The sequence below is a fragment of the Photobacterium swingsii genome (genome assembly GCF_024346715.1).
Taxonomy (GTDB): domain Bacteria; phylum Pseudomonadota; class Gammaproteobacteria; order Enterobacterales; family Vibrionaceae; genus Photobacterium; species Photobacterium swingsii.
In genome coordinates this window covers 1436836-1457160 of sequence record NZ_AP024852.1, presented here as the reverse complement: position 1 = coordinate 1457160, position 20325 = coordinate 1436836, and the positions used below count along the sequence as shown (strand labels likewise).

Genomic DNA, 20325 nt, shown 5'->3' with positions numbered 1-20325 from the left:
TTCCTACATTTGTCTGCTTATACTAAACCCAATGCTACACATTGATCGTTAAATAATAATAATTCGTACTAGAACGTATACGCGTTCTCTTTGAGAGTCAGTGATTCAGCCTAGCCCTATAAAGCACACGGACAAGTCAATAATAATTTGCTAGGTAAGTGACGGCTCTCGCGATATATGTCGCTAAATATTGGCAGGCATAATTAACGTCAGTAAGGGTTATATAATGCAGTTACCCCTATTCCCCCTCAAGCTATACCTACTGCCAGGTGGGATAAGCACACTTCGTATATTTGAACCTCGTTATGTTCGGTTAGTGAAAATGGCAATGGCTTCAAATGAAGGCTTTGGACTTTGCATGCAAACCGATGACAACCTCTGTCATTTTGGGTCTCGGGTGGTGATTACCGATTTTGATCAAATGCCTGATGGCTTTCTAGGGATCACAGTGCGTGCTATCGACAAATTTGTGATCAACCAACATTGGACGGAAGACGATGGCTTAATCATGGCTACAACTTCTATCATCCCCAACTGGACACCCACTGAAATTAAATATATTGATCGCGATCTCTCTAGTGGACTTCAAATGTTATTTGAAGAATACCCTGAACACGCAGCACATTATCCGCAGCCAGATTTTGAAGATATGGCGTGGGTATGTCAGCGCTGGTTAGAAATATTGCCGCTAGGTACAGAACAAAAACAGTGGTTTATGAGCCGCAGCGATCACAAGGCTGCACTTTCCTTTCTACATTCAGTCATAGACGAAGAATTAAAAAAATAATGATCCATTTCTAATTCCGCTACGTAAATCTCAATACATGTTCGTGGAAGTGTTTCTTAACAGAGGCATTATTGAGATTATGCCATTAACAAATTACTATCATACTCAGTCTAAGCTACCTCAACCTCGGGCTAGAGCGTCAATGGATGATTTGAGTATTGAGAAACAAAAAGAGTTACTTGCCAATATCGCGCTACATCGTGATAAGTCTTCTTTCGCTGTCATTTTTTCGTATTTCAGCCCTAAGATTCGTATTTATGGATTGAAATACTTAAAGCAAGAAGCAGTTGCAATGGAACTGGTGCAAGAAACAATGATGAAAGTATGGCGTAAAGCCCACATGTTTGACGGCTCTAAAGGCGCGGCTTCCACGTGGATTTATACCATAATGCGTAACCTTTGTTTTGACATGCTCCGAAAACAGCAATCAAGCAGAGAAGACAATTACAGTGACGATTTGTGGCCCATCTTTGAAGAGCGGCTAGCCAGCCAAACAGACGAGCAAGCCAATGCAACCCTAAGTGACGAGCTGATGATTTATATCGAGACCTTACCCGATGCACAGCAAATTGTGGTGAAGGAAATTTATTTAAACCAGCGCTCTCATCAAGATGTCGCCGACCAACTGGGCGTTCCTGTCGGCACGATTAAGTCACGGTTACGACTTGGGTTACAAAAGTTACGAGGGCAATTGGAGAATAGCGATGATTAAACATCACCCGCATGCAGCATTAATGCAAGACTACGTAGAAGGTAAGCTACCGCTATCACTTTCAATTGCTGTCTCTGCTCATATTGAGCTATGCCCATGCTGCCAACAGCAAGCAGACAAACTTACCGCACAAACAGCAATGCGATCTTGGCGTGACACCGAAGTTCAAACTGAGCCGAAAAGCACCGCTGCGGAAGCTGATTTTGACCTACAAGCCAACTTTGATGCCATGTTTGCTGACATTGTAGAAAATGAAACCGCAGAACCTGTAGTGCACAAACCAGTTGAAGTCACCAGTGTTGAATGCAAGGGAACACACTACCCACTTCCTCGAGCACTGCGTAGCTTCGATAGCTTAAACTGGCATGGGTTAGGTAAAATTACTCGGGCACGATTGCCACTGGAAGAGCAAGAAGTGCGAGCAAGCCTGCTTCATATTGATAAGCATGGCAGCATTCCAGCCCATACCCACAAAGGCTATGAGTTAACCTTGTTAATCGCAGGTGAGTTCAGCGATGAAAATGGCACCTACCACGCAGGCGATTTTATCTGGCTTGATGCATCTAACCATCACACACCAGAAACTAAAGAAGGGTGTCTGTGCTATACGGTTTCAAACGCGCCACTGCACTTTACGCAAGGTGTCAGTCAGCTGTTAAATGGAATAGGGAAAGTTATTTACTAAATTAATCTGAGTCAAACTAAACGCCCTCTATGACATCGAGTAATTTTGCATTACTCGGTGTTTTCTTTCTAAACGACAATCCTGCAATTGTATTTCCCTGCGCCTATAGCCTCCTTGTGCAAAATCTAATATCCCTCTCGCCGTCCATTTGTCAGTGTTATTGACCCTATCCACTCCATTATCATTTCGTAATTAACATTCAAAAAACCAGAAATAAGCCCAAAATGTAGTTTTATTACAACACCGGTTTTCAGTGTGAATTGAAGGTTAAGTTAAAAAGCATGATTTTGCTAAACCCACACTATAAATAACACTATTTCATTAGGTCATTCATACAAAATCATTGTTTCCAATTGTGCTCCAATTCATTTGTTGCAGATCCCACAAGAAAAACATAAGCACATGATTAATAAGGCAGATAAGTGAAAATCGGAATTTAACATTTCATTACCTATCACAGATTGGTGATTTGTCTGATGAAATCTTCAAATAAAAAGCATAGCGAACTCCGTATTGATACTTACAATATTCTTCCCACGACGTCGTAGAAATCGAAACGCCAAGAAAACGTATAGAAAGTTACAACATTAATAATTACAAAATCGACTACCGCTTTGGTGCACACAACACTCGGCATGGATAGTCACGATAGAGTGGAATACAGCATGTTAAACCTTGTTATTTCAGTAGTCCCTATCTTGCTACTGATATGGATGATGACCAAAAAGAATGCACTGCCGTCGCATATCGCGTTACCGGTGACAGCATTATTAATTGGCGCCCTACAACTTTTTTATTTTGGTTCAGATATCACCTTACTTAGTGCCAATATTGTCGCTGGGATGTTATCTGCCATCACCCCTATTTCGATTATTGCGGGTGCCATTTTATTAAACCGTACTATCGCCCTATCAGGCGCTGAAGATGTTATTCGCCAATGGTTAGAAACCATTAGTCGCAATCAAGTTGCACAGTTGATGATCATTGGCTGGGCATTTGCGTTCATGATTGAAGGTGCATCAGGCTTTGGTACACCAGCGGCTATTGCCGCGCCCATTCTTGTTGGCTTAGGTTTCAACCCACTTAAGGTTGCGATGCTAGCACTTGTGATGAACTCGGTACCTGTTTCATTTGGTGCAGTAGGTACGCCAACATGGTTTGGCTTTGGTAACTTAGGTTTAAACGATGGCGAACTACTTGAAGTCGGTCGTAATTCGGCATTAATGCACGCAATAGCAGCCTTTGTTATTCCTGTTCTGGCACTACGCTTTGTGGTTAGCTGGCAACAAATTCGCCGCAACATGCTGTTTATCCAATTAAGCATTCTTGCATGTACTATTCCTTACATTTTATTTGCGCAGTGGAACTATGAATTCCCATCACTGATTGGTGGTGCCATTGGTATGGCTGTGTCTATTCTTTTGGCTCGCTATAAGATCGGCCTAGAAGAACCTGAACTCGATGCGCAGCACAAAGCTAAACACATCCCTTTTGGCCAAGTTGTAAAAGCCATGAGCCCAACCCTCATGCTAATCGCTATTTTGATTGTGACGCGTATTCAGCAACTCGGCATTAAAGGCATGCTGACTGACTCGACAGCCCTACTTAACCTGAACTTAGGGTTCTTTGGTGACTTGTCGATTAGCCAAGCCTTGATCATCAAACTAAGTAATATTCTGGGCACTGAAACAGCATGGGCATACAAAACACTTTATGTGCCAGCACTTATTCCATTCTTCTTAGTGGTGTTGATCTCTATCCCTGTATTCAAACTGCCACGTACTGTCGTTAAACAAGTATTTAGCGAAACGGCTAGCCGTATCAAGATGCCATTTATTGCGCTTGTCGGTGCATTAATCATGGTGAAGTTCATGATGATGGGTGGAGAGAACTCACCAATCATGACAACGGGTCGTGCTTTCTCAGATTTGATGGGCACAAACTGGCAGTTCTTTGCATCTTACCTTGGTGCGCTAGGGGCATTTTTCTCTGGCTCAGCAACAGTATCAAACCTAACGTTTGGTGGTATTCAACAAACCATCGCCCACACCGTTGGTTTACCTGAGACGACTATCTTAGCCCTACAGTCGGTAGGCGGCTCTATGGGTAACATGGTGTGTATCAACAACATTATTGCAGTATCAACCATTTTAGGTATTGCGAATAAAGAAGGTTACATCATTAAACGTACCGTTATTCCAATGGTGCTTTATGGTGCAATTGTTGCCGTGGTGAGCGTGTTTATCTAACCGATAACACCCTGCTCTCTACGCGACGTTCGGAGCGATTAGGAACCAATCCGTACCCTGATAATAATAACAAGCTACACCTGCAACACTATTTAAGACACACAATAAACGGCCTCGCATCAGGGGCCGACTTTTAGTCCATCTCGATACGTTCTTATACTAATAGGTAAGTATCGAGATGGTTATAAACAGACAACGCCACGCGCGTTGCTAGAATCACTATACGGTAGCCATGCTACCGACTGGAGCAATGTATGAAGGTTAACTTCTTTGTCACCTGTCTATGTGACACGGTAAAAGCTGAAGTCGCTAAAAAAACAGTCATGTTACTAGAGCAACTTGGTTGTGACGTTATTTTCCCTGATCAACAGGGTTGCTGTGGCCAACCTTCTCTTAATAGTGGTTACATTGACAGCAGCAAGCCTGCAATGAAAAACCTGATCCGTGCGTTTGAGTGTAATGACTTACCCATAGTGACCCCAGCGGGTTCATGCGCAGCCTCTGTTAAGCGATACCCTGAATACCTCGCAGATGAGCCTGAATGGGCTGAACGTGCCCAAAAAGTGGCTGACCGCTTATTTGAGTTAACTCAATTTATCGTCAACACCTTAGGGGTTGAAAACGTAGGTGCTCGTCTTGAAGGTCGCGCTGTCTATCACCCATCTTGTAGCTTAATCCGCAAATTAAATGTGCGTGAAGAACCGCTGAAATTGCTAGCCAATGTTGAAGGGCTAGAAATGCTTCCAATCGAAAACCAAGAAACCTGTTGCGGGTTTGGTGGTACTTTCTCGGTAAAAATGGCTGAAATTTCAGGTGAGATGGTAAAAGAAAAAGTCCACCACATCTCAGCGGTAGAACCTGATTACCTGATTGGTGCCGACATTAGTTGCCTTATCAACATTGGCGGTCGTATTAACCGTGAAGGTAAACCCGTTAAAGTAATGCACATTGTTGATGTGCTGATGAGCCGCTAAGGAGATCACACATGTCGATGAAAACCAGCAATGTAAACTTTAAAGACCGCATTAAAGTCCAAATGAAAGATGACTTTATGCGCCAATCTGTCGCTAATGCCCAGACCCGTATGTATGCCAACCGCCAAAAGGCAGCTGATAAGCTAGGTAACTGGGAAGAGTGGCGTGAAATGGGCATGGATATTCGTAACCATGTGCTTGAAAACTTGGATTACTACCTACATCAGCTGAGTGAAAACGTTGAAAAAAATGGTGGTCAGGTTTTCTTTGCCAGTACGGCTGAAGAAGCAACCAGCTACGTTGAAAGCATTATTCAAGCGAAAAATGCCAAGAAAGTGGTTAAGTCTAAATCTATGGTGACGGAAGAAATTAACCTGAACCATGTGATTGAGCGTAACGGCTGCGAGGTGGTAGAAACCGATTTAGGTGAATACATTCTACAAGTTGATGACTGCGATCCACCGTCGCACATCGTGGTGCCAGCATTACACAAAAACCGTTACCAAATTCGTGACATTTTCCAAGAAAAAATTGGCTACCAAGGCAGTGAAGACCCTGAAGAATTAACACGATACGTGCGTGATTACATTCGCCATGACTTCCTTGAAGCTGACATAGGTATCACAGGTTGTAACTTTGCCGTTGCCGAGTCAGGTACTGTCACCCTAGTGACCAATGAAGGTAACGCTCGCCTAGCCACCAGCTTGCCAAAAACACATATTGCCGTCATGGGTATGGAGCGTATCGTTCCGACTTTTGAAGAACTGGATATAGTGATCAGTTTGCTATGTCGTAGTGCTGTGGGTTTGCCATTAACAGGCTATGTCACCGCGTTAACGGGTCCACGAGAAGATGGACAAACCGACGGTCCAGAAGAGTTCCATTTAGTGATCGTCGATAACGGTCGCTCAGATATCTTAGGTTCAGAATTCCGCGATATTCTCCGTTGTGTTCGTTGTGCAGCATGTGTCAACACTTGCCCTGCTTACCGTCACATTGGTGGCCAATCTTACGGTTCTATCTATTCTGGCCCAATTGGTGCGGTTCTATCACCATTATTGGGGGGGTACGATGATTTCAAAGACCTGCCTTACGCCTGTAGTTTGTGTAAAGCTTGTCATGATGTCTGCCCTGTGAAAATCCCACTGTCGGACTTGTTACTGAAACACCGTCAAAAAATGGGTGAAGAAAAAGTCACGCCATTAACTGAACGTGCCTCTGTGGGTGTATTTAACTTCATTAATGCTCGCCCAATCTTATGGGATACCACAGTACGCGTAGGTGCAACTATGGCAAGTGGCTTGATCCGAAATGGCAAACTACCCGTCAACATGGGTGCAATTAGTGAATGGACGGAAGCACGCGATCTACCAAAACCAGACGGTCAATCTTTCCGTAGCTGGTTCAAAAACAGAAAATAACGAGGAGTGGCAATCATGAGTCAAATTCATAATCGCGACAGTTTCTTAGATAACATTGCAGAAAAACTAGGCCGCCCTCGCCAAATCGAAGCGGTTGAGCGCCCTGCCCTAAAGTACATTTGTCACCAAGAAGTCATGGCTGACTACAGTTTAGATGAGCTAAAAACAGCACTGATCGATTACACCCATACCGCACTTGGTGCGCATGCGGTTGAAACAACGCAAGCTGAACTCACCAACACGCTTGCGATGGTGTGTGAGAAATACTGCACAGATGAAACGCAAGACGCAAATGCCCCAGCGAAAGTGGAAGAAACTGTGCTGTCTGCTGATCCTCGCTTATTGGATTTAGTGAACCTAGACCAGCTTAAGACAGACACCCACCACGTGCACGTGTGGAACCCTGAATTAGGCTACGCGCCTAATATTGAAGTGGCCGAACGTGCAAAAGTGGGGGTGGTATTTGCAGAGCAAGCTTTAGCAGAATCAGGCACCATGGTGCTGTACAGCAACCCAGCGCAAGGTCGAGCAATCAGTTTGCTACCTGAAGCCTCAGTGTTTGTTGTCCCTAAAAGCACGCTAGTCGCGCGCTTAACCCAAGCGACAGCTAAGTTACACGAAAAAGCGAAAAACGGTGAGCGCATGCCATCATGTGTTAACTTCATTTCTGGGCCAAGTTCAACCGCCGATATTGAATTAATCAAAGTAGTTGGTGTGCACGGCCCAGTTTACGCAACATACGTGATTATCGACGATCTCTAAGTCAGATCGTTAATCAAGTGAACGAGGCTATGCTTCATTGGAGCATAGCCTTTTTAGCTTTATACTAGTCTCCTACACACCTGATTTATTACCATTAACGAGTTCTTGTATGCCTCAAATCGACGATTTAGTGTTATTTACCCAAGTGATCGAGCATGGCTCCTTCAGTAAGGTCGCTGAAATAAACAAAATTACTAAATCCGTCGTCAGTAAGCGCATCAGTAAGTTAGAAAATGAGCTTGGTGTGCAACTGATTTACCGCACAACACGAAAGCTGACGCTAACAGAACCTGGATCTGTATTGTTTCACCGCGCCAAAGAAATAAACCAAGTCGCGCAATCCGCTTTTGATGCCGTTACAGGCTATAGCGAAGCACTGTCAGGCAATATTCGCGTATCCGTACCTACGATTTCAGGTGAACTCTTGCTCGCCGAAGCCCTATCGGACTTTTGTCAAAGCCACCCAGGGCTAACCATTGAAATGTCGATGGATAACCACTTTGTTGATTTGGTCGCGGACAACTTTGATCTGGTGATTCGAACGGGGTACTTGGAAGACTCAAGCTTAATTGCTCGCCATATTTTCAACTCCCGCTGGATGATATGCACATCCCCGAAATACATCGAACAGTTTGGTGAACCAACAACACCGAAAGGGTTACTGCACCACAATTGCTTAGGTTACACCCAACAAAGTACGGGCCCTTTCGATTGGCTATTTATCCGAAACAGCAATGAAAACTATACCTTAAAAGTGTCTGGTAATTTTGCCTCAGACAATGCGGCAGCGTTGAAAAAAGCCGCACTCAAGGGCAACGGGATCGCTTATTTACCCACTTGCTTAATTTACGATGAATTACAACGTGGCGATCTGGTTGAAGTATTACCTAAGCACTCAGGTAAAGTGGTTGGTATTTATGCTGTGTACCCTTACACCAAGAAACCATCAAAACGCATTCAGGCATTAATTGAACACATTCGTGAACGTTATATGGGGATTAAAGAGCGTTTTTAATATCGGCTTTTAATACCGTAATAATGAGCTAACCTTCACTGTCGATCTGAATCATCATGGCATCAGGTCGCCAGTATTCAAATTCACAATCAATCAACTCACCATCTTGCTTGTAGTTTATTCTGCATATCTTCATCACAGGCTGGCCTTCAGCTAAGTTAAGTGCTTTGGCTACGTGGGCAGGCGCCGCGGTTGGAATCACTTCAAACCGTGAACGTTGTGTTTCGTAACCGTATTTTTCTCGATAAAGCCCCGTCAATGATAAGGTTAAGTTCTCTGCCAAAATGTCTGGGAACAGCGCTGCTTTTAAGCAATTTTCAACAAATAATACCGCTCTACCATCGATATATCTCACACGTTCAATAACATGAATTTGCATCAAACCTTGAAGAGCCAGTGCGCTGGCATACTCACCACCGCCAACTTCAGTTCGCACATTCAATAAACGAGTTTCTGCCGTTCTACTCTGATCTGTCATCATTTGATGAAAATGACTACGTGATAGCGGGTTATAGCAAACACGCTCAGGCGACACATACCAGCCACGTCGCTCTTCTCGGTATATAAGCCCTTCCGTTTCTAACGACACCAGTGCATCTTTAATCGTGATACGTGTGGTTGCAAACAGCTCACTTAGCTCTCTTTCAGAAGGAAGCTTCTGTCCTTGGCTGATTAAGCGTGACTGTATCTGCTGACGAAGCCGTTTTTTTATCTTCCCTAACTGCGTATTGGCTTGTGTGCCCATCTCTGATCTAGTCCAGCTTCCAAAATTGATGAACAAGATAAGACAGTTAAATAACAGTTTAATGACAATATATTTCACTACTCCCTATTGGATTATTGAAATATTCCATACATACAAACGCATTAAAACTGTAAAAAAACTCCATTCAAAGCGTCACATTCCTTCCCTAGCATACCTATCGAACTTACTGACCTAGTCCAGAAGGATGGAGACAATGAATACTTTGCTTAGCCGTTCCACCGCACTTTCTGCAACCCTAATTGCAACCAGTTTTTCGGCATCGGTAGCAGCGAAAGACGCAAACCTAGACACCCTAATCCAAGCGGCTCAAAAAGAAGGTGCCGTATACAGTGTCGGTATGCCAGACAGTTGGGCTAACTGGAAAGGTACATGGGCTGATCTCCAAACAAATTACGGTTTAAAACACCAAGATACTGATATGAGCTCAGCACAAGAAATTGCAAAATTTGAAGCCGAGAAAAAAAACGCCACCGCAGATATCGGTGACATCGGTTTTGCTTTTGCTCGTGTCGCGGTCAAAAAAGGCGTAACACAAGCATACAAGCCAACAACATGGGATAGCATCCCTGATTGGGCAAAAGACAAAGACGGCCATTGGGCACTGGCTTACACAGGTACAATTTCTTTCATCACCAATAACAAGCAAGTAAAACAAGCCCCTAAAAGTTGGGACGATTTACTTGAAGGTGATTACAAAGTCACTGTTGGTAACGTCGGGGTAGCGGCACAAGCCAACAACGCTATTTTAGCGGCGGCTTTTGCTAAAGGTGGTGATGAATCAAATCTAAAACCTGCACTGACGTTCTTCTCTAAACTCGCGAAACAAGGCCGCTTATCCTTCACGGATCCAAACATGGCTAACCTTGAAAAAGGCGAAGTAGAAGTGGCCATAATGTGGGATTTCAACGCCCTGAATTACCGTGACAAGATTGATCGCGACCGCTTCACCGTCACTATTCCTCAAGACGGGTCGGTTATTTCAGGTTATACCACCATCATCAACAAATACGCTCAGAACCCAAATGCGGCAAAACTTGCTCGAGAGTATATCTTTAGCGACCAAGGTCAAATTAACCTCGCGGAAGGTTATGCCCGCCCTATCCGTAGCAATGTCACTCTGCCTAAATCCGTGCAAGACAAGCTGCTATCCAATGACAACTACACCAAGGTACAGCCCGTTACTGACTTTAAAGCATGGGAAAAATCAGCCCGTAAGCTGCCACGTCAATGGCAAGAAAGCGTTCTCATTCACCAACAATAAAAGACGAGTATAACAATGAACAATAAGGTGATTCTTGTTGTTCTTGATGGTCTCAACTACCAAGTAGCCCGTGATTGCATGGGCTACTTAAACGGTCTGATTGAGCAGCAAAGAGCAACGCTATACCCAATACAATGCGAACTACCTTCAATGTCGCGTCCATTGTATGAATGCATTTTAACGGGTATTCGCCCTGTAGAAAGTGGAATAGTTAACAATGAGATTGCTCGACTTTCTCACCATGATTCCATTTTCAGTATCGCGAAATCTCAAGGCAAAGTTACCGCGGCAGCAGCATACCACTGGGTAAGTGAACTGTATAACCGCGCGCCTTACAATGCAGTACGTGACCGCATGACGAATGATGAAACTATGAATATCCAGCACGGCTGTTTCTATCACTGGGATCACTACCCAGATGAAGCACTGTTTTTAGATGCTGAGTATTTACGCCGTACTTATAACCCTGATTTTTTGTTGATCCACCCGATGAACATCGACGATATCGGCCATAAATTTGGATTAGACTCGCGCCAGTATCGCAACAGTGCACGCGGGGCAGACATTTACTTATCTAACTATATCGAGCAGTGGCTAGCGGATGGTTATCAAGTGATCGTCACCAGTGATCACGGCATGAACAATGATTTATCACACGGTGGGATTTTGCCAGAAGAGCGTGAAGTGCCCTTCTTTGTGATTGGTGACAAGTTCATCCACCAGCAAGACATTACACAACCCGTTAAACAAACAGAGATCTGCGGCTTGGTTTGCCAACTGATGAACCTTGACCACAACAAACCTTATACTCAGGAATTGTTAGCCCTATGAGTAGCTCGACTCTGACGCAGGCATCCCCTGCGTCTTCTTCACAGACGACAAGTCGATTAAGCAAATTAAAGCCCGCGCTTTGGCTCGCGCCTTTTGCGGTATTCTTCTACCTGTTCCAGCTAGCCCCTATGATTTGGGTGTTAGTGAACAGCTTCATCTACGAAGACGAATTTGCACTTGATAACTACAGCGAAATCTTTGACTCCGCTTTCATGATGCAAGCATTCAGTAACAGTTTATGGTTATCCATATGGTCCAGCATTATTGGCCTCGCCATCGCTACCCTTCTAGTTTCATCGCTGCGCCGCGTGGATTCTAAAATCCGCGATGGTGTCGTGGCTTTCACTAACATGAGCAGTAACTTTTCTGGCGTGCCTCTCGCCTTTGCCTTCATCATTATTTTAGGTACCAATGGCGCGATCACCCTGCTGCTCAAACAATACGGGCTGTTAGGTGACTTCGACTTATACGGCAAATGGGGCTTACTCGTGCTGTATATCTACTTTCAAATCCCACTGGCGGTATTGCTGCTTTACCCCGCTTTTGATGCGTTAAACGATGATTGGCAAGCAGCCGCAGCTTTATTAGGGGCCAAAACCTGGCATTACTGGTTAAAGGTTGCCTTACCCGTTTTATCACCTGCATTGTTTGGCACCTTGATTATTTTGATTGCTAACGCCATTGGCGCGTATGCCAGCGTCTTCGCACTCACATCCGGTAACTACAACATCATTACCGTGCGTATTGCGAGTTTAGTCTCAGGTGATTTATTCCTAGAGCCTAATTTAGCAGCTGCGATTTCGGTCATTCTTATGGCAATGTTGGCTTTCATCACTGTTGTTAACCAGTGGCTTATCGCCAAAAGCTACGCAGGGAAGAAAAAATAATGCAAAACGTGAATACAGCTTTCCACAAAACCCTGGTGTACTCAATTGTCGGCATCATGCTGATTCCCATCTTGGCAACCTTGGTATACTCAATCTCTTCACGTTGGGGAGCGACAGTATTACCCGATGGTTTTACCTTTGATTGGTATATTAATTTACTGACTGATAGCCGTTTTCTTGATGCTTTTGGCCGCTCGCTGTTTATCTGTATTGCAGCCTTGACACTGAGTGTGGTTTTGATATTGCCTGCAATTTTTGTGGTGTTCTATTACTTCCCTAAACTTCACAAAGTTATGAATATGCTGATTTTGTTGCCTTTCGCAGTACCACCTGTGGTGTCGTCGGTTGGTTTACTCCAGCTATACGCCGACAGTGAAATTACGCTTATCGGCACACCTTGGATTTTGATCGGTACCTATTTCACCATTGCCCTGCCATTTATGTACCGCGCTATTGCCAACAGCTTCGATGCTATTAATCTGCAAGATTTGATGGATGCCGCACACTTGTTAGGTGCCAGCACATCGAAAGCCTTCTTACTGATTATTTTACCGAATTTGAAAAAAGGCTTAATGGCATCGTTATTCTTGTCTTTCTCTTTCTTACTGGGTGAGTTTGTCTTTGCCAATATTTTGGTCGGCACCCGCTATGAAACCTTACAAATGTATTTATACAACATGCGTAATACCAGTGGTCACTTTACATCTGCACTGGTCATGACCTATTTCCTATTTATTTTTGTACTGACTTGGCTGGCAAGTCGTTTCAGCCGAGGAGCGAACTAATGAGTTATGTAACTGCGAAAAACCTAACCAAGCGTTTTGGTGATAATACTGTTTTTGAAAATGTCGATTTCACTATAGAAAAAGGCGAATTTATCACGCTACTTGGCCCAAGCGGCTGCGGTAAATCGACCCTGTTACGTAGCCTGACCGGGTTAGATCCACTCAATGGTGGCGAGATTTGGGTTAACGGTGAGAACATTACACAGCAAACTCCACAGCAACGCGGTATTGGTATGGTATTCCAGTCATACGCGCTTTTTCCCAATATGACGGTCGAAGAAAACATCGCGTTTGGTCTTAAAATGAAAAAGATGGCAGCAAGCGATATCCAACGTGAAGTAGCAAAAGTTATCGCCTTGGTTGAGCTGGGTGGCCGTGAAAAACGCTATCCACACCAACTTTCAGGCGGTCAGCGCCAGCGTGTAGCATTGGCCCGTGCACTGGTTGTTAAGCCACGTATTCTGTTATTAGATGAACCGCTGTCAGCACTGGATGCGAAGATCCGTAAGCACTTACGCCAACAAATCCGCGACATTCAAAAAGAGATGGATCTGACGACTATCTTTGTCACCCACGATCAAGAAGAAGCCATGATCATGTCAGATCGGATCTTCTTAATGGACAAAGGGAAAATCGTGCAAGCAGGATCACCTGAAGAGATCTACACCCAACCTGCCAACGAGTTTGTGGCTGGGTTCATGGGTCACTACAACCTTGTTAATGCTGATAAAGCCAAGCAGCTTTTTGATATTGAAACAAACTGGAAAGTGGCCATTCGACCTGAGTCTATCTATGTAAAAGAAGCGGGTCGTCAATATGGTAGCCACATTTCAGCACCACAAACCGGTACCATTAAAAACCACCAGCTATTGGGTAACGTCATCCGATACCAAGTGGATGTGAATAATTGTGAACTAACAGTCGATTTACTCAATCGTTCATCAGAAAGATTGCTCGCAGCTGGCAGTCAATTAGAGCTATTGTTTAACCTTAACGAAATTCAACCCGTGAGCGCGTAACATGCCAACTCCTCTTTATGTTTTTGATATGGATGAAACCCTGATCAATGCTGATTGTGCGATGATCTGGAATACTTTTTTAGTTGAGAAAGGCATTGTGACCGACACAGGATTTATCGACGAAGATCAACGGCTAATGGGACTATATGCCGAAGGGAAGCTAGATATGGAGGATTACCTCAACTTCTCGATGGCTCCCCTTACTGCTATGCCTAAAGCAGACGTTGATGCACTGGTGGCTGAATGCGTAGAATCACATATCTTAGCCCTGCAGTTTAATCACTCTAAGACACTGATTGCGCAATTGAAGCGTGACAATATCGACATGGTGATCATCTCAGCGTCAGTGACATTCCTAGTTCAAGCCGTCGGCCGTCGCTTAGGGATTCCCGTTGCGTTAGGGATTGATTTAGTCGAATCGAATAATTGCTACACCAGCCAGATTTCAGGCGTGCCAAGTTATCAAGAAGGCAAAGTAACGCGCCTTAATCAGTGGCTTGCCGCGCAAGAAAAAGACTATAGTGAAGTACACTTCTATACGGATTCAATCAATGATTTGGCTTTGTGTGAGCATGCAGATTTTGCCTATTTGGTTAACCCTTGCCCTCGCCTTCGAGCACATGCCAATCAACCCAACTGGACGGTATTAAGCTGGGATTAATCATGAATAACTTAACCGCCCGAATCTAGACATATAAAAAAAGCAGCCACTCGGCTGCTTTTTCATTTCAAGCTAGTTTATAACTCGTGTTCAACTGCTAGACCTAGCACACGAAGCTTTCACCCTTCGTTGATCAGCTTCATCAATAAGTGTCCATCATAAAGCGCCTGTTTTACCAAAGCAGCACCCGGCATGGTTGCTTGCGTGTAAAAGCAGCTCTCGTCAATCTCTAAGTCTTTATTATAAACAGGCAAAGATTGCGTACGAATGCATTCCATAATGGCCGGATAAAGAATTTTCTTGGCATGGTTTAACTCACCACCAATTAAGATTTTTTCTGGGTTAAACAAGTTGACCATAATCGCAATAGCTTGGCCAAGGTGGTGTCCTAACTCAATAATGACTTGGCGCGCCAAGGTGTCATTATTTAATGCCGCTTCACAAATAGTTTCTATGGTTACCTTTCGGCCATGCAACGACGATGGGTGCCCTTCACGTAAGCGTGTTTCAACTTGCTCGATCACCGCAGGTAAACTGGCAACCGTTTCAAGACAGCCATGATTGCCACAGAAGCAGCGCTTGCCATAGGGCTTAATTTGAATATGCCCCAACTCTCCCACATTACCAATTCGACCTTGTAGTACCGTATTATCAAGCACGATCCCCGCGCCTACACCATGGTGTACCGACACTAAAATTGAATTAGCGACACCGCGCGAATTACCAAACAACTTTTCCGCTAATGTCCACGAACGCGTGTCATTGCCAATAAAGACAGGTAAACCTGTCTCTTCATGAAGTGCAGGACCTAATGCTAAGTTCTCAACATTATAATGCGGCATCTGCACAACCACACCGTCATGTGCGTTCACGACTCCCGGTAACGACACTGCAATCGCCGTAATACGATCAACTTCATTAACATGATTAGCAAAAAAGGTATTGATCTCTTCCAACAGCTTACTAAGCACATCATCTTGTTCGAGTTCATCAATATTCTGGCGTTCTTCAACCAAAATGTCGCCGCCTAACTCGTGCAAGGCGATGGTTAAATAACCTCGACCCAAGCGCAATGACATGAATTGCCAGCCTTCATTGGCGGGAACTAAACCGATCGCAGGACGACCTCGACTTGTTGATTCCTGATACGGGGTTTCTTTGATAAGATGCGCATCAATTAATTCACGGGTTATTTTGGTAATACTGGCTGGTGCTAACTGACTTCGCTTCGATAGTTCGATACGAGAGATAGGTCCAAACTGGTCAATGAGCTTATAGACGCTGCCGGCATTGTTTCGTTTTATATGATCGATATGTCCAGGCTGAGCGACATACATTGCCAATACTCCTGATAAGAAAAAAACGTACTAGTGAATTTTTTTACTTTGCGAAGTAATTGTGAAGTCGAATCTTCCCAGTACGTGATACTCATCACGATGAATTACACATTAGCGCATTATTCCTTCGCTACATGGCGCAGAAACACATGCCATTAGGCAATATTTTGCGTAATTTTTTCGTTGAATGAAATTAGCATTCTCCACTGAGGTTTACGGTGTACAAATTAAACGAAGTCTTTGAAACGATTCAAGGTGAAGGTGTTTTCACTGGTGTTCCTGCCATTTTTGTTCGATTGCAGGTATGCCCTGTTGGTTGTTCTTGGTGTGATACCAAACAAACCTGGAGTGCAGAACCCAGTGATTTTACCGACCTTGATACCATCATGGCGAAAAAAGAAGACTCTCCATTGTGGACAGAACTCGACGCAAATGGCGTTGTACAGTTACTGATTGATCAAGGCTACACCGCAAAACACGTGGTTATCACAGGTGGCGAACCATGCATCTATGATTTGATGCCCCTAACGCAAGCATTAGAAAACGCAGGCTTTCAGTGCCAAATTGAAACCAGCGGCACATCTGATGTCATGGCAACGACAGCAACTTGGGTGACTGTTTCGCCTAAAATTAACATGAAAGCTAAACTACCTGTGCTCGCAAGCGCATTAGAGCGCGCCAATGAAATCAAGCACCCAGTCGGCACCCAAAAAGATGTTGATCAGCTAGATGCATTGCTAAATGGCAAAACATTACGTAGTGATGTCACGATTGCACTCCAACCAATCAGCCAAAAACCACGCGCGACTGAGCTTTGTATTGAAACCTGTGTAAAGCGTAATTGGCGTTTATCGATTCAAACGCACAAATACCTTGCTATCGCCTAAGCACACTTAGCGCACCGCCATCGAGAGTTACACCACGCGAGTGTTTAAGCTCAGTACATGTCACGACTGAGCTTCTCCTTCTTCCCACACTTTTCTCGTACTCTTTTACACTTTCTTATTTTTTAGACCCTCGCACCATCTTCAAGATAGGTCGCATAGTTTCACACAAGCCCCCTCATTGCCTTTCTATACTCTCCCAAAATAGATCGACATTTCTCGCAAGTAGCGCCTATTCAGATAAGTAACACCACAGCTATTAATGATGAGGAATGCCTTCAAGCTAAACCTTCGTGATTTAACACGAATTTATTTTTTAACAGGGGAGTTGCTATGCGTGCTTTCATTCGCATCATGGCTGTAGCCATGCTTAGTGGAATATTAACAGCCTGCGGAGGTGGCAGCAGTGATGACCCAGCTGTCGTACCACAAGAAGTTGTTGAAATTTCTAGTCGATTTACGGTCACTGTCGATGTACCAGAAGGACTCGCAACGGCATATCAATCGATATTGCCTCAACCAAAATCACCACTGTCGCTCAGCATTATTAATACCGCCCACGCGGATATTCTCTCTAGCCTGCAAGAAAAGAATTTCAAAATCGTTCTGATTGACGGTCAGGGGAAAATTTACCGCACCTCGACACTTTCTGGTTGGCAAAAACTCAGTAACGGCGGCTATCAATTTGATGCCGATACCTCGTTGCGTGTGAATGCAGTACTACTCGTCGATCTTTTTAATGAACCTGAAGTCATTATTGGCGATCCTTTACCTAAACACCTTTACATGGTGCCATTAACAAGTAGTGAGGTCGTGGTATCGTTAAACAGCACTCTAGCTTACCAAGCCATCGCAAAACGTGTTGTCGAAAAAGGTGATTGGGGAGTATTCCTCGAAACTGCGGTTGATCCTAACGTGCGAAAACTCCGCGAAGCTACTGCCTACATGACGCAGATAAACAGCGAAATAGAGTCTGCTTTACGTCCGCAATTAGGCACGCTGGGCATGACACTGCAAAATATTTTGATACTCACTAAAGTAAGAGATATTACTGATGGCATTATTGATCGCACCTACTCCGAACAACTCGGCGCTGAAGGCAACATCGAAGCGATATTAACTGACGGCTATTGGCGTCTAAATAGTTTTGATTCGAATCAGGGTAGCGGCATCAACGCAAATCAATATGCCTACGATGGTACAGAAACCCGCCAGACGGATACAGGTTGGCGAAAAGATGGCAGCACCGATATCAACTTCTCCACTTACTTTACTTATTTCAGTGAAAGTACACGCTTTTCATCCAATGACATTTCTAAACAAGTGTTTACAGGAGGTGGCTGGCAGGGCTTATTTGACTATGACAAGGTAGTATTAACCACCAAAAAAACAGCCTTAATGACAAACTCGGCCCTACAAGGCAATGAAGAGTTGGGCAATAATCTCAGCGTTAAGGTTTATCCACTCACAGGTAAGAAGATCCGTTATTTCTTGTCATCTAAAGACAATCATCACATCAGTAAATATATCCCAGCCGACACAGAATTTACGGAAGATACCTACGGTTTTTATTTCACATGGCAACCGCAAAAAGAGCAGTATTTATTGTGCGATACCCGTGACAACAACGACGCTTGTCGAGTCAGCCCACCCGCTCAACCTAGTGTTCATATCACGGCACTTGAAGATGTCATAAGCGACGTACACGCTAGCCAAGTGTTAGAAACGAAAGGCTTTAGTTTATCGGATAAATTCGTGGTCGAGTTTGTTCAAGACGAGGGCTTCTATACCGCTTATTACTGGTTCAATGTTGCTGGCGATAACTGGGATGTGTTCACAGAAGGTACCTTCGCCCCTGTCACATTAGGCAATACTGAGTTTATTCAATTTGTCGTGCCAGATATTGTCAAACAGCTTGATGATAGTTACCGCTTCACCACCAACAACCTCTTTTTGGTGGAAGATCGAAACTTCGTCAATATTGGTGAAACCTTATTGAAATTCGAACCGTTTCATTTCGCGGGGTTCGATAACAATGCTAAAGCACAGATTTTTGCTGCGGCAAGTCGCAGTAACCTACCGCCCTTTGGCCGATGTACCTTTGGCGATACCTCAACAGCAACAACAGACAAGTTCCTCAATGCCATCATAGAATGTGGTGGGGATGAGCGATTTACCGCAGAAGATATTAGCGGACTGATCAACCAACACCTCGTTCAGTTAACAGAAAGTGGTGATATCGACACTGTGATCTTAAAACCCGACAACACATGGGAATATTACATCAACGGTGATCGCCAGTTTAATGATCGTACATGGACGCATACTTCTGAAGGTTACCTCAAGATCAATTGGGATCCTGCACAAGAAAAAGATTTTGATTTGATGGCGGTTACCAGCCGAGATCGCAATACTAATCTCTACGCTTATAAAGTGTTCTTCTCGCGCTTTGACCCATTTGGTCCTGTCGTCAATTCTATCTTTTCATCCATCAACAAAGAATATTCTCCCTTCGAACTCACGGCGTGTATCACAGGTGATTCAGGTTGGGACATGACAACAATTGCACCATTATCAAAATCAACCAAAACCCAATATCAGAATGAAACAGCGGCTTGTATGGTTGGTTGGGACAACAAAATGGTGCGCTTCAATGAAGCGATGCTAATTGGTGAGACAGGCATTGCCAGTGATGACAAAGCGCTGAAATTTGCCAGTGACAGCTCACGTTTTTTAAAACTGAGTGACGAATTCGATGGCGATTTCTTCCGTGGAAAATATATCGATTCAGCAGGATGTGGCTTTAATATCGATATCCACTGGAAAGTTGACGAGGATGGTAGCTTATTTTACCAAGCCGTGGATGGTTCGCTGAACGAACGTATTACACTCACCGAATCGGATGGTTTACGTTTCACGATTAAAGCATTTAATCACCAAACACGATGGCAAGCAGGTTTACAATTTGCTGCGGATGAAGGTGAAGTATGGAGTGACACTATCACCTTTATCAGTGCCAATGACGTACCTAACGTCACAACTATCCAACCACCCGTTGTCCCTGAAGGGCAGCCTCAGCCTCGTCCACCAGGTATCGCTAACGGTACGATCCTTGATGATGGTAGAGCGTGTGAATATATTACGCCGTGAATGGCATAAATTCCCGATGAACCATCACGTATAGTAATAAGAATAAATCACGACATTGCGCCTTAACGACAAAGTTTTGGCGCAACTTTCATATATTTACTGACAGTAAAAGCCGCGTTCAACGCCTGTGGCAGAGTTA

The 20325-nt window shown here is 44.1% G+C and carries 18 protein-coding genes; 16 read left to right on the top strand and 2 right to left on the bottom strand.

Going from position 1 to position 20325, the window contains the following annotated elements:
• Window positions 1–226 precede the first annotated feature (226 nt).
• From OCU77_RS06895 to OCU77_RS06860, 8 genes are all read left to right on the top strand, one after another.
• A complete protein-coding gene (locus OCU77_RS06895) occupies window positions 227–787 on the top strand; it encodes an LON peptidase substrate-binding domain-containing protein (RefSeq protein ID WP_048897157.1) in 561 nt (186 codons plus the stop codon).
• 142 nt (window positions 788–929) lie between these two features.
• Window positions 930–1499, top strand: coding sequence for a sigma-70 family RNA polymerase sigma factor (locus OCU77_RS06890; RefSeq protein WP_048897156.1), 570 nt, complete (start codon window positions 930–932; stop codon window positions 1497–1499).
• Complete coding sequence (locus tag OCU77_RS06885) at window positions 1492–2184, top strand: ChrR family anti-sigma-E factor (protein ID WP_048897155.1); 693 nt, start codon at window positions 1492–1494, stop codon at window positions 2182–2184. Before OCU77_RS06890 ends, OCU77_RS06885 begins: the two co-directional genes overlap by 8 nt.
• A 665-nt stretch (window positions 2185–2849) precedes the next feature.
• The gene (locus OCU77_RS06880; RefSeq protein ID WP_107302406.1) at window positions 2850–4433 is read left to right on the top strand and encodes an L-lactate permease; all 1584 of its coding nucleotides are present in this window, start codon (window positions 2850–2852) and stop codon (window positions 4431–4433) included.
• Between the two features lie 254 nt (window positions 4434–4687).
• Window positions 4688–5407 (top strand): (Fe-S)-binding protein, encoded by a 720-nt coding sequence (locus OCU77_RS06875; protein WP_048897154.1) that lies wholly within the window; start codon window positions 4688–4690, stop codon window positions 5405–5407.
• A gap of 11 nt (window positions 5408–5418) precedes the next feature.
• A complete protein-coding gene (locus OCU77_RS06870) occupies window positions 5419–6828 on the top strand; it encodes a LutB/LldF family L-lactate oxidation iron-sulfur protein (protein WP_048897153.1) in 1410 nt (469 codons plus the stop codon).
• 15 nt (window positions 6829–6843) lie between these two features.
• Complete coding sequence (locus OCU77_RS06865) at window positions 6844–7590, top strand: LutC/YkgG family protein (RefSeq protein ID WP_048897152.1); 747 nt, start codon at window positions 6844–6846, stop codon at window positions 7588–7590.
• A gap of 109 nt (window positions 7591–7699) precedes the next feature.
• On the top strand, window positions 7700–8605 hold the full coding sequence (locus OCU77_RS06860; protein WP_048897151.1) for a LysR family transcriptional regulator: 906 nt from the start codon (window positions 7700–7702) through the stop codon (window positions 8603–8605).
• 28 nt (window positions 8606–8633) lie between these two features.
• Here the strand turns inward: OCU77_RS06860 and OCU77_RS06855 are convergent, their stop codons facing one another.
• On the bottom strand, window positions 8634–9350 hold the full coding sequence (locus tag OCU77_RS06855; protein WP_048897150.1) for a UTRA domain-containing protein: 717 nt from the start codon (window positions 9348–9350) through the stop codon (window positions 8634–8636).
• A gap of 214 nt (window positions 9351–9564) precedes the next feature.
• On the opposite strand from OCU77_RS06855, the gene OCU77_RS06850 reads away from it, so the two are divergent.
• From OCU77_RS06850 to OCU77_RS06825, 6 genes are read left to right on the top strand one after another with little or no spacing between them, the layout of a single operon-like run.
• On the top strand, window positions 9565–10632 hold the full coding sequence (locus tag OCU77_RS06850; protein WP_107302405.1) for an ABC transporter substrate-binding protein: 1068 nt from the start codon (window positions 9565–9567) through the stop codon (window positions 10630–10632).
• A 15-nt stretch (window positions 10633–10647) separates the two neighbouring features.
• Entirely contained in the window at window positions 10648–11463 is an 816-nt protein-coding gene (locus OCU77_RS06845) for an alkaline phosphatase family protein (RefSeq protein WP_048897149.1), read from the top strand.
• Window positions 11460–12350, top strand: coding sequence for an ABC transporter permease (locus tag OCU77_RS06840; protein WP_048897148.1), 891 nt, complete (start codon window positions 11460–11462; stop codon window positions 12348–12350). The genes OCU77_RS06845 and OCU77_RS06840 overlap by 4 nt, the downstream gene beginning before the upstream one ends.
• Window positions 12350–13135: an ABC transporter permease gene (locus tag OCU77_RS06835; protein WP_048897147.1), complete on the top strand. Its 786-nt coding sequence runs from the start codon at window positions 12350–12352 to the stop codon at window positions 13133–13135. Before OCU77_RS06840 ends, OCU77_RS06835 begins: the two co-directional genes overlap by 1 nt.
• Window positions 13135–14154 carry an ABC transporter ATP-binding protein gene (locus tag OCU77_RS06830; RefSeq protein ID WP_048897146.1) on the top strand — a complete coding sequence of 340 codons (1020 nt, stop codon included), beginning with the start codon at window positions 13135–13137 and terminating at the stop codon, window positions 14152–14154. The genes OCU77_RS06835 and OCU77_RS06830 overlap by 1 nt, the downstream gene beginning before the upstream one ends.
• A gap of 1 nt (window position 14155) precedes the next feature.
• Entirely contained in the window at window positions 14156–14815 is a 660-nt protein-coding gene (locus OCU77_RS06825) for an HAD family hydrolase (protein WP_048897145.1), read from the top strand.
• A 119-nt stretch (window positions 14816–14934) separates the two neighbouring features.
• On the opposite strand, the gene mlc is transcribed toward OCU77_RS06825, so the two are convergent.
• On the bottom strand, window positions 14935–16152 hold the full coding sequence (gene mlc, locus OCU77_RS06820; protein WP_107302404.1) for a sugar metabolism global transcriptional regulator Mlc: 1218 nt from the start codon (window positions 16150–16152) through the stop codon (window positions 14935–14937).
• Between the two features lie 218 nt (window positions 16153–16370).
• Here mlc and queE point away from each other — a divergent pair, with 218 nt between their 5' ends.
• Both queE and OCU77_RS06810 read left to right on the top strand, forming a co-directional pair.
• Entirely contained in the window at window positions 16371–17039 is a 669-nt protein-coding gene (queE, locus tag OCU77_RS06815; protein WP_107302403.1) for a 7-carboxy-7-deazaguanine synthase QueE, read from the top strand.
• Window positions 17040–17369: 330 nt separating this feature from the next.
• Window positions 17370–20186, top strand: coding sequence for a hydrogenase expression protein HypA (locus tag OCU77_RS06810; RefSeq protein WP_107302402.1), 2817 nt, complete (start codon window positions 17370–17372; stop codon window positions 20184–20186).
• Window positions 20187–20325: the final 139 nt, after the last annotated feature.

What these genes read in the sequence shown, in the direction of transcription:
- OCU77_RS06880 (WP_107302406.1), top strand. Translation starts at nt 2,850, where the DNA reads ATGTTAAACCTTGTTATTTCAGTAGTCCCTATCTTGCTACTGATATGG.
- OCU77_RS06845 (WP_048897149.1), top strand. Translation starts at nt 10,648, where the DNA reads ATGAACAATAAGGTGATTCTTGTTGTTCTTGATGGTCTCAACTACCAA.
- OCU77_RS06885 (WP_048897155.1), top strand. Translation starts at nt 1,492, where the DNA reads ATGATTAAACATCACCCGCATGCAGCATTAATGCAAGACTACGTAGAA.
- OCU77_RS06825 (WP_048897145.1), top strand. Translation starts at nt 14,156, where the DNA reads ATGCCAACTCCTCTTTATGTTTTTGATATGGATGAAACCCTGATCAAT.
- OCU77_RS06870 (WP_048897153.1), top strand. Translation starts at nt 5,419, where the DNA reads ATGTCGATGAAAACCAGCAATGTAAACTTTAAAGACCGCATTAAAGTC.
- OCU77_RS06865 (WP_048897152.1), top strand. Translation starts at nt 6,844, where the DNA reads ATGAGTCAAATTCATAATCGCGACAGTTTCTTAGATAACATTGCAGAA.
- OCU77_RS06830 (WP_048897146.1), top strand. Translation starts at nt 13,135, where the DNA reads ATGAGTTATGTAACTGCGAAAAACCTAACCAAGCGTTTTGGTGATAAT.
- OCU77_RS06890 (WP_048897156.1), top strand. Translation starts at nt 930, where the DNA reads ATGGATGATTTGAGTATTGAGAAACAAAAAGAGTTACTTGCCAATATC.
- mlc (WP_107302404.1), bottom strand. Translation starts at nt 16,152, where the DNA reads ATGTATGTCGCTCAGCCTGGACATATCGATCATATAAAACGAAACAAT.
- OCU77_RS06810 (WP_107302402.1), top strand. Translation starts at nt 17,370, where the DNA reads ATGCGTGCTTTCATTCGCATCATGGCTGTAGCCATGCTTAGTGGAATA.
- OCU77_RS06850 (WP_107302405.1), top strand. Translation starts at nt 9,565, where the DNA reads ATGAATACTTTGCTTAGCCGTTCCACCGCACTTTCTGCAACCCTAATT.
- OCU77_RS06835 (WP_048897147.1), top strand. Translation starts at nt 12,350, where the DNA reads ATGCAAAACGTGAATACAGCTTTCCACAAAACCCTGGTGTACTCAATT.
- OCU77_RS06840 (WP_048897148.1), top strand. Translation starts at nt 11,460, where the DNA reads ATGAGTAGCTCGACTCTGACGCAGGCATCCCCTGCGTCTTCTTCACAG.
- OCU77_RS06895 (WP_048897157.1), top strand. Translation starts at nt 227, where the DNA reads ATGCAGTTACCCCTATTCCCCCTCAAGCTATACCTACTGCCAGGTGGG.
- OCU77_RS06860 (WP_048897151.1), top strand. Translation starts at nt 7,700, where the DNA reads ATGCCTCAAATCGACGATTTAGTGTTATTTACCCAAGTGATCGAGCAT.
- OCU77_RS06875 (WP_048897154.1), top strand. Translation starts at nt 4,688, where the DNA reads ATGAAGGTTAACTTCTTTGTCACCTGTCTATGTGACACGGTAAAAGCT.
- OCU77_RS06855 (WP_048897150.1), bottom strand. Translation starts at nt 9,350, where the DNA reads ATGGGCACACAAGCCAATACGCAGTTAGGGAAGATAAAAAAACGGCTT.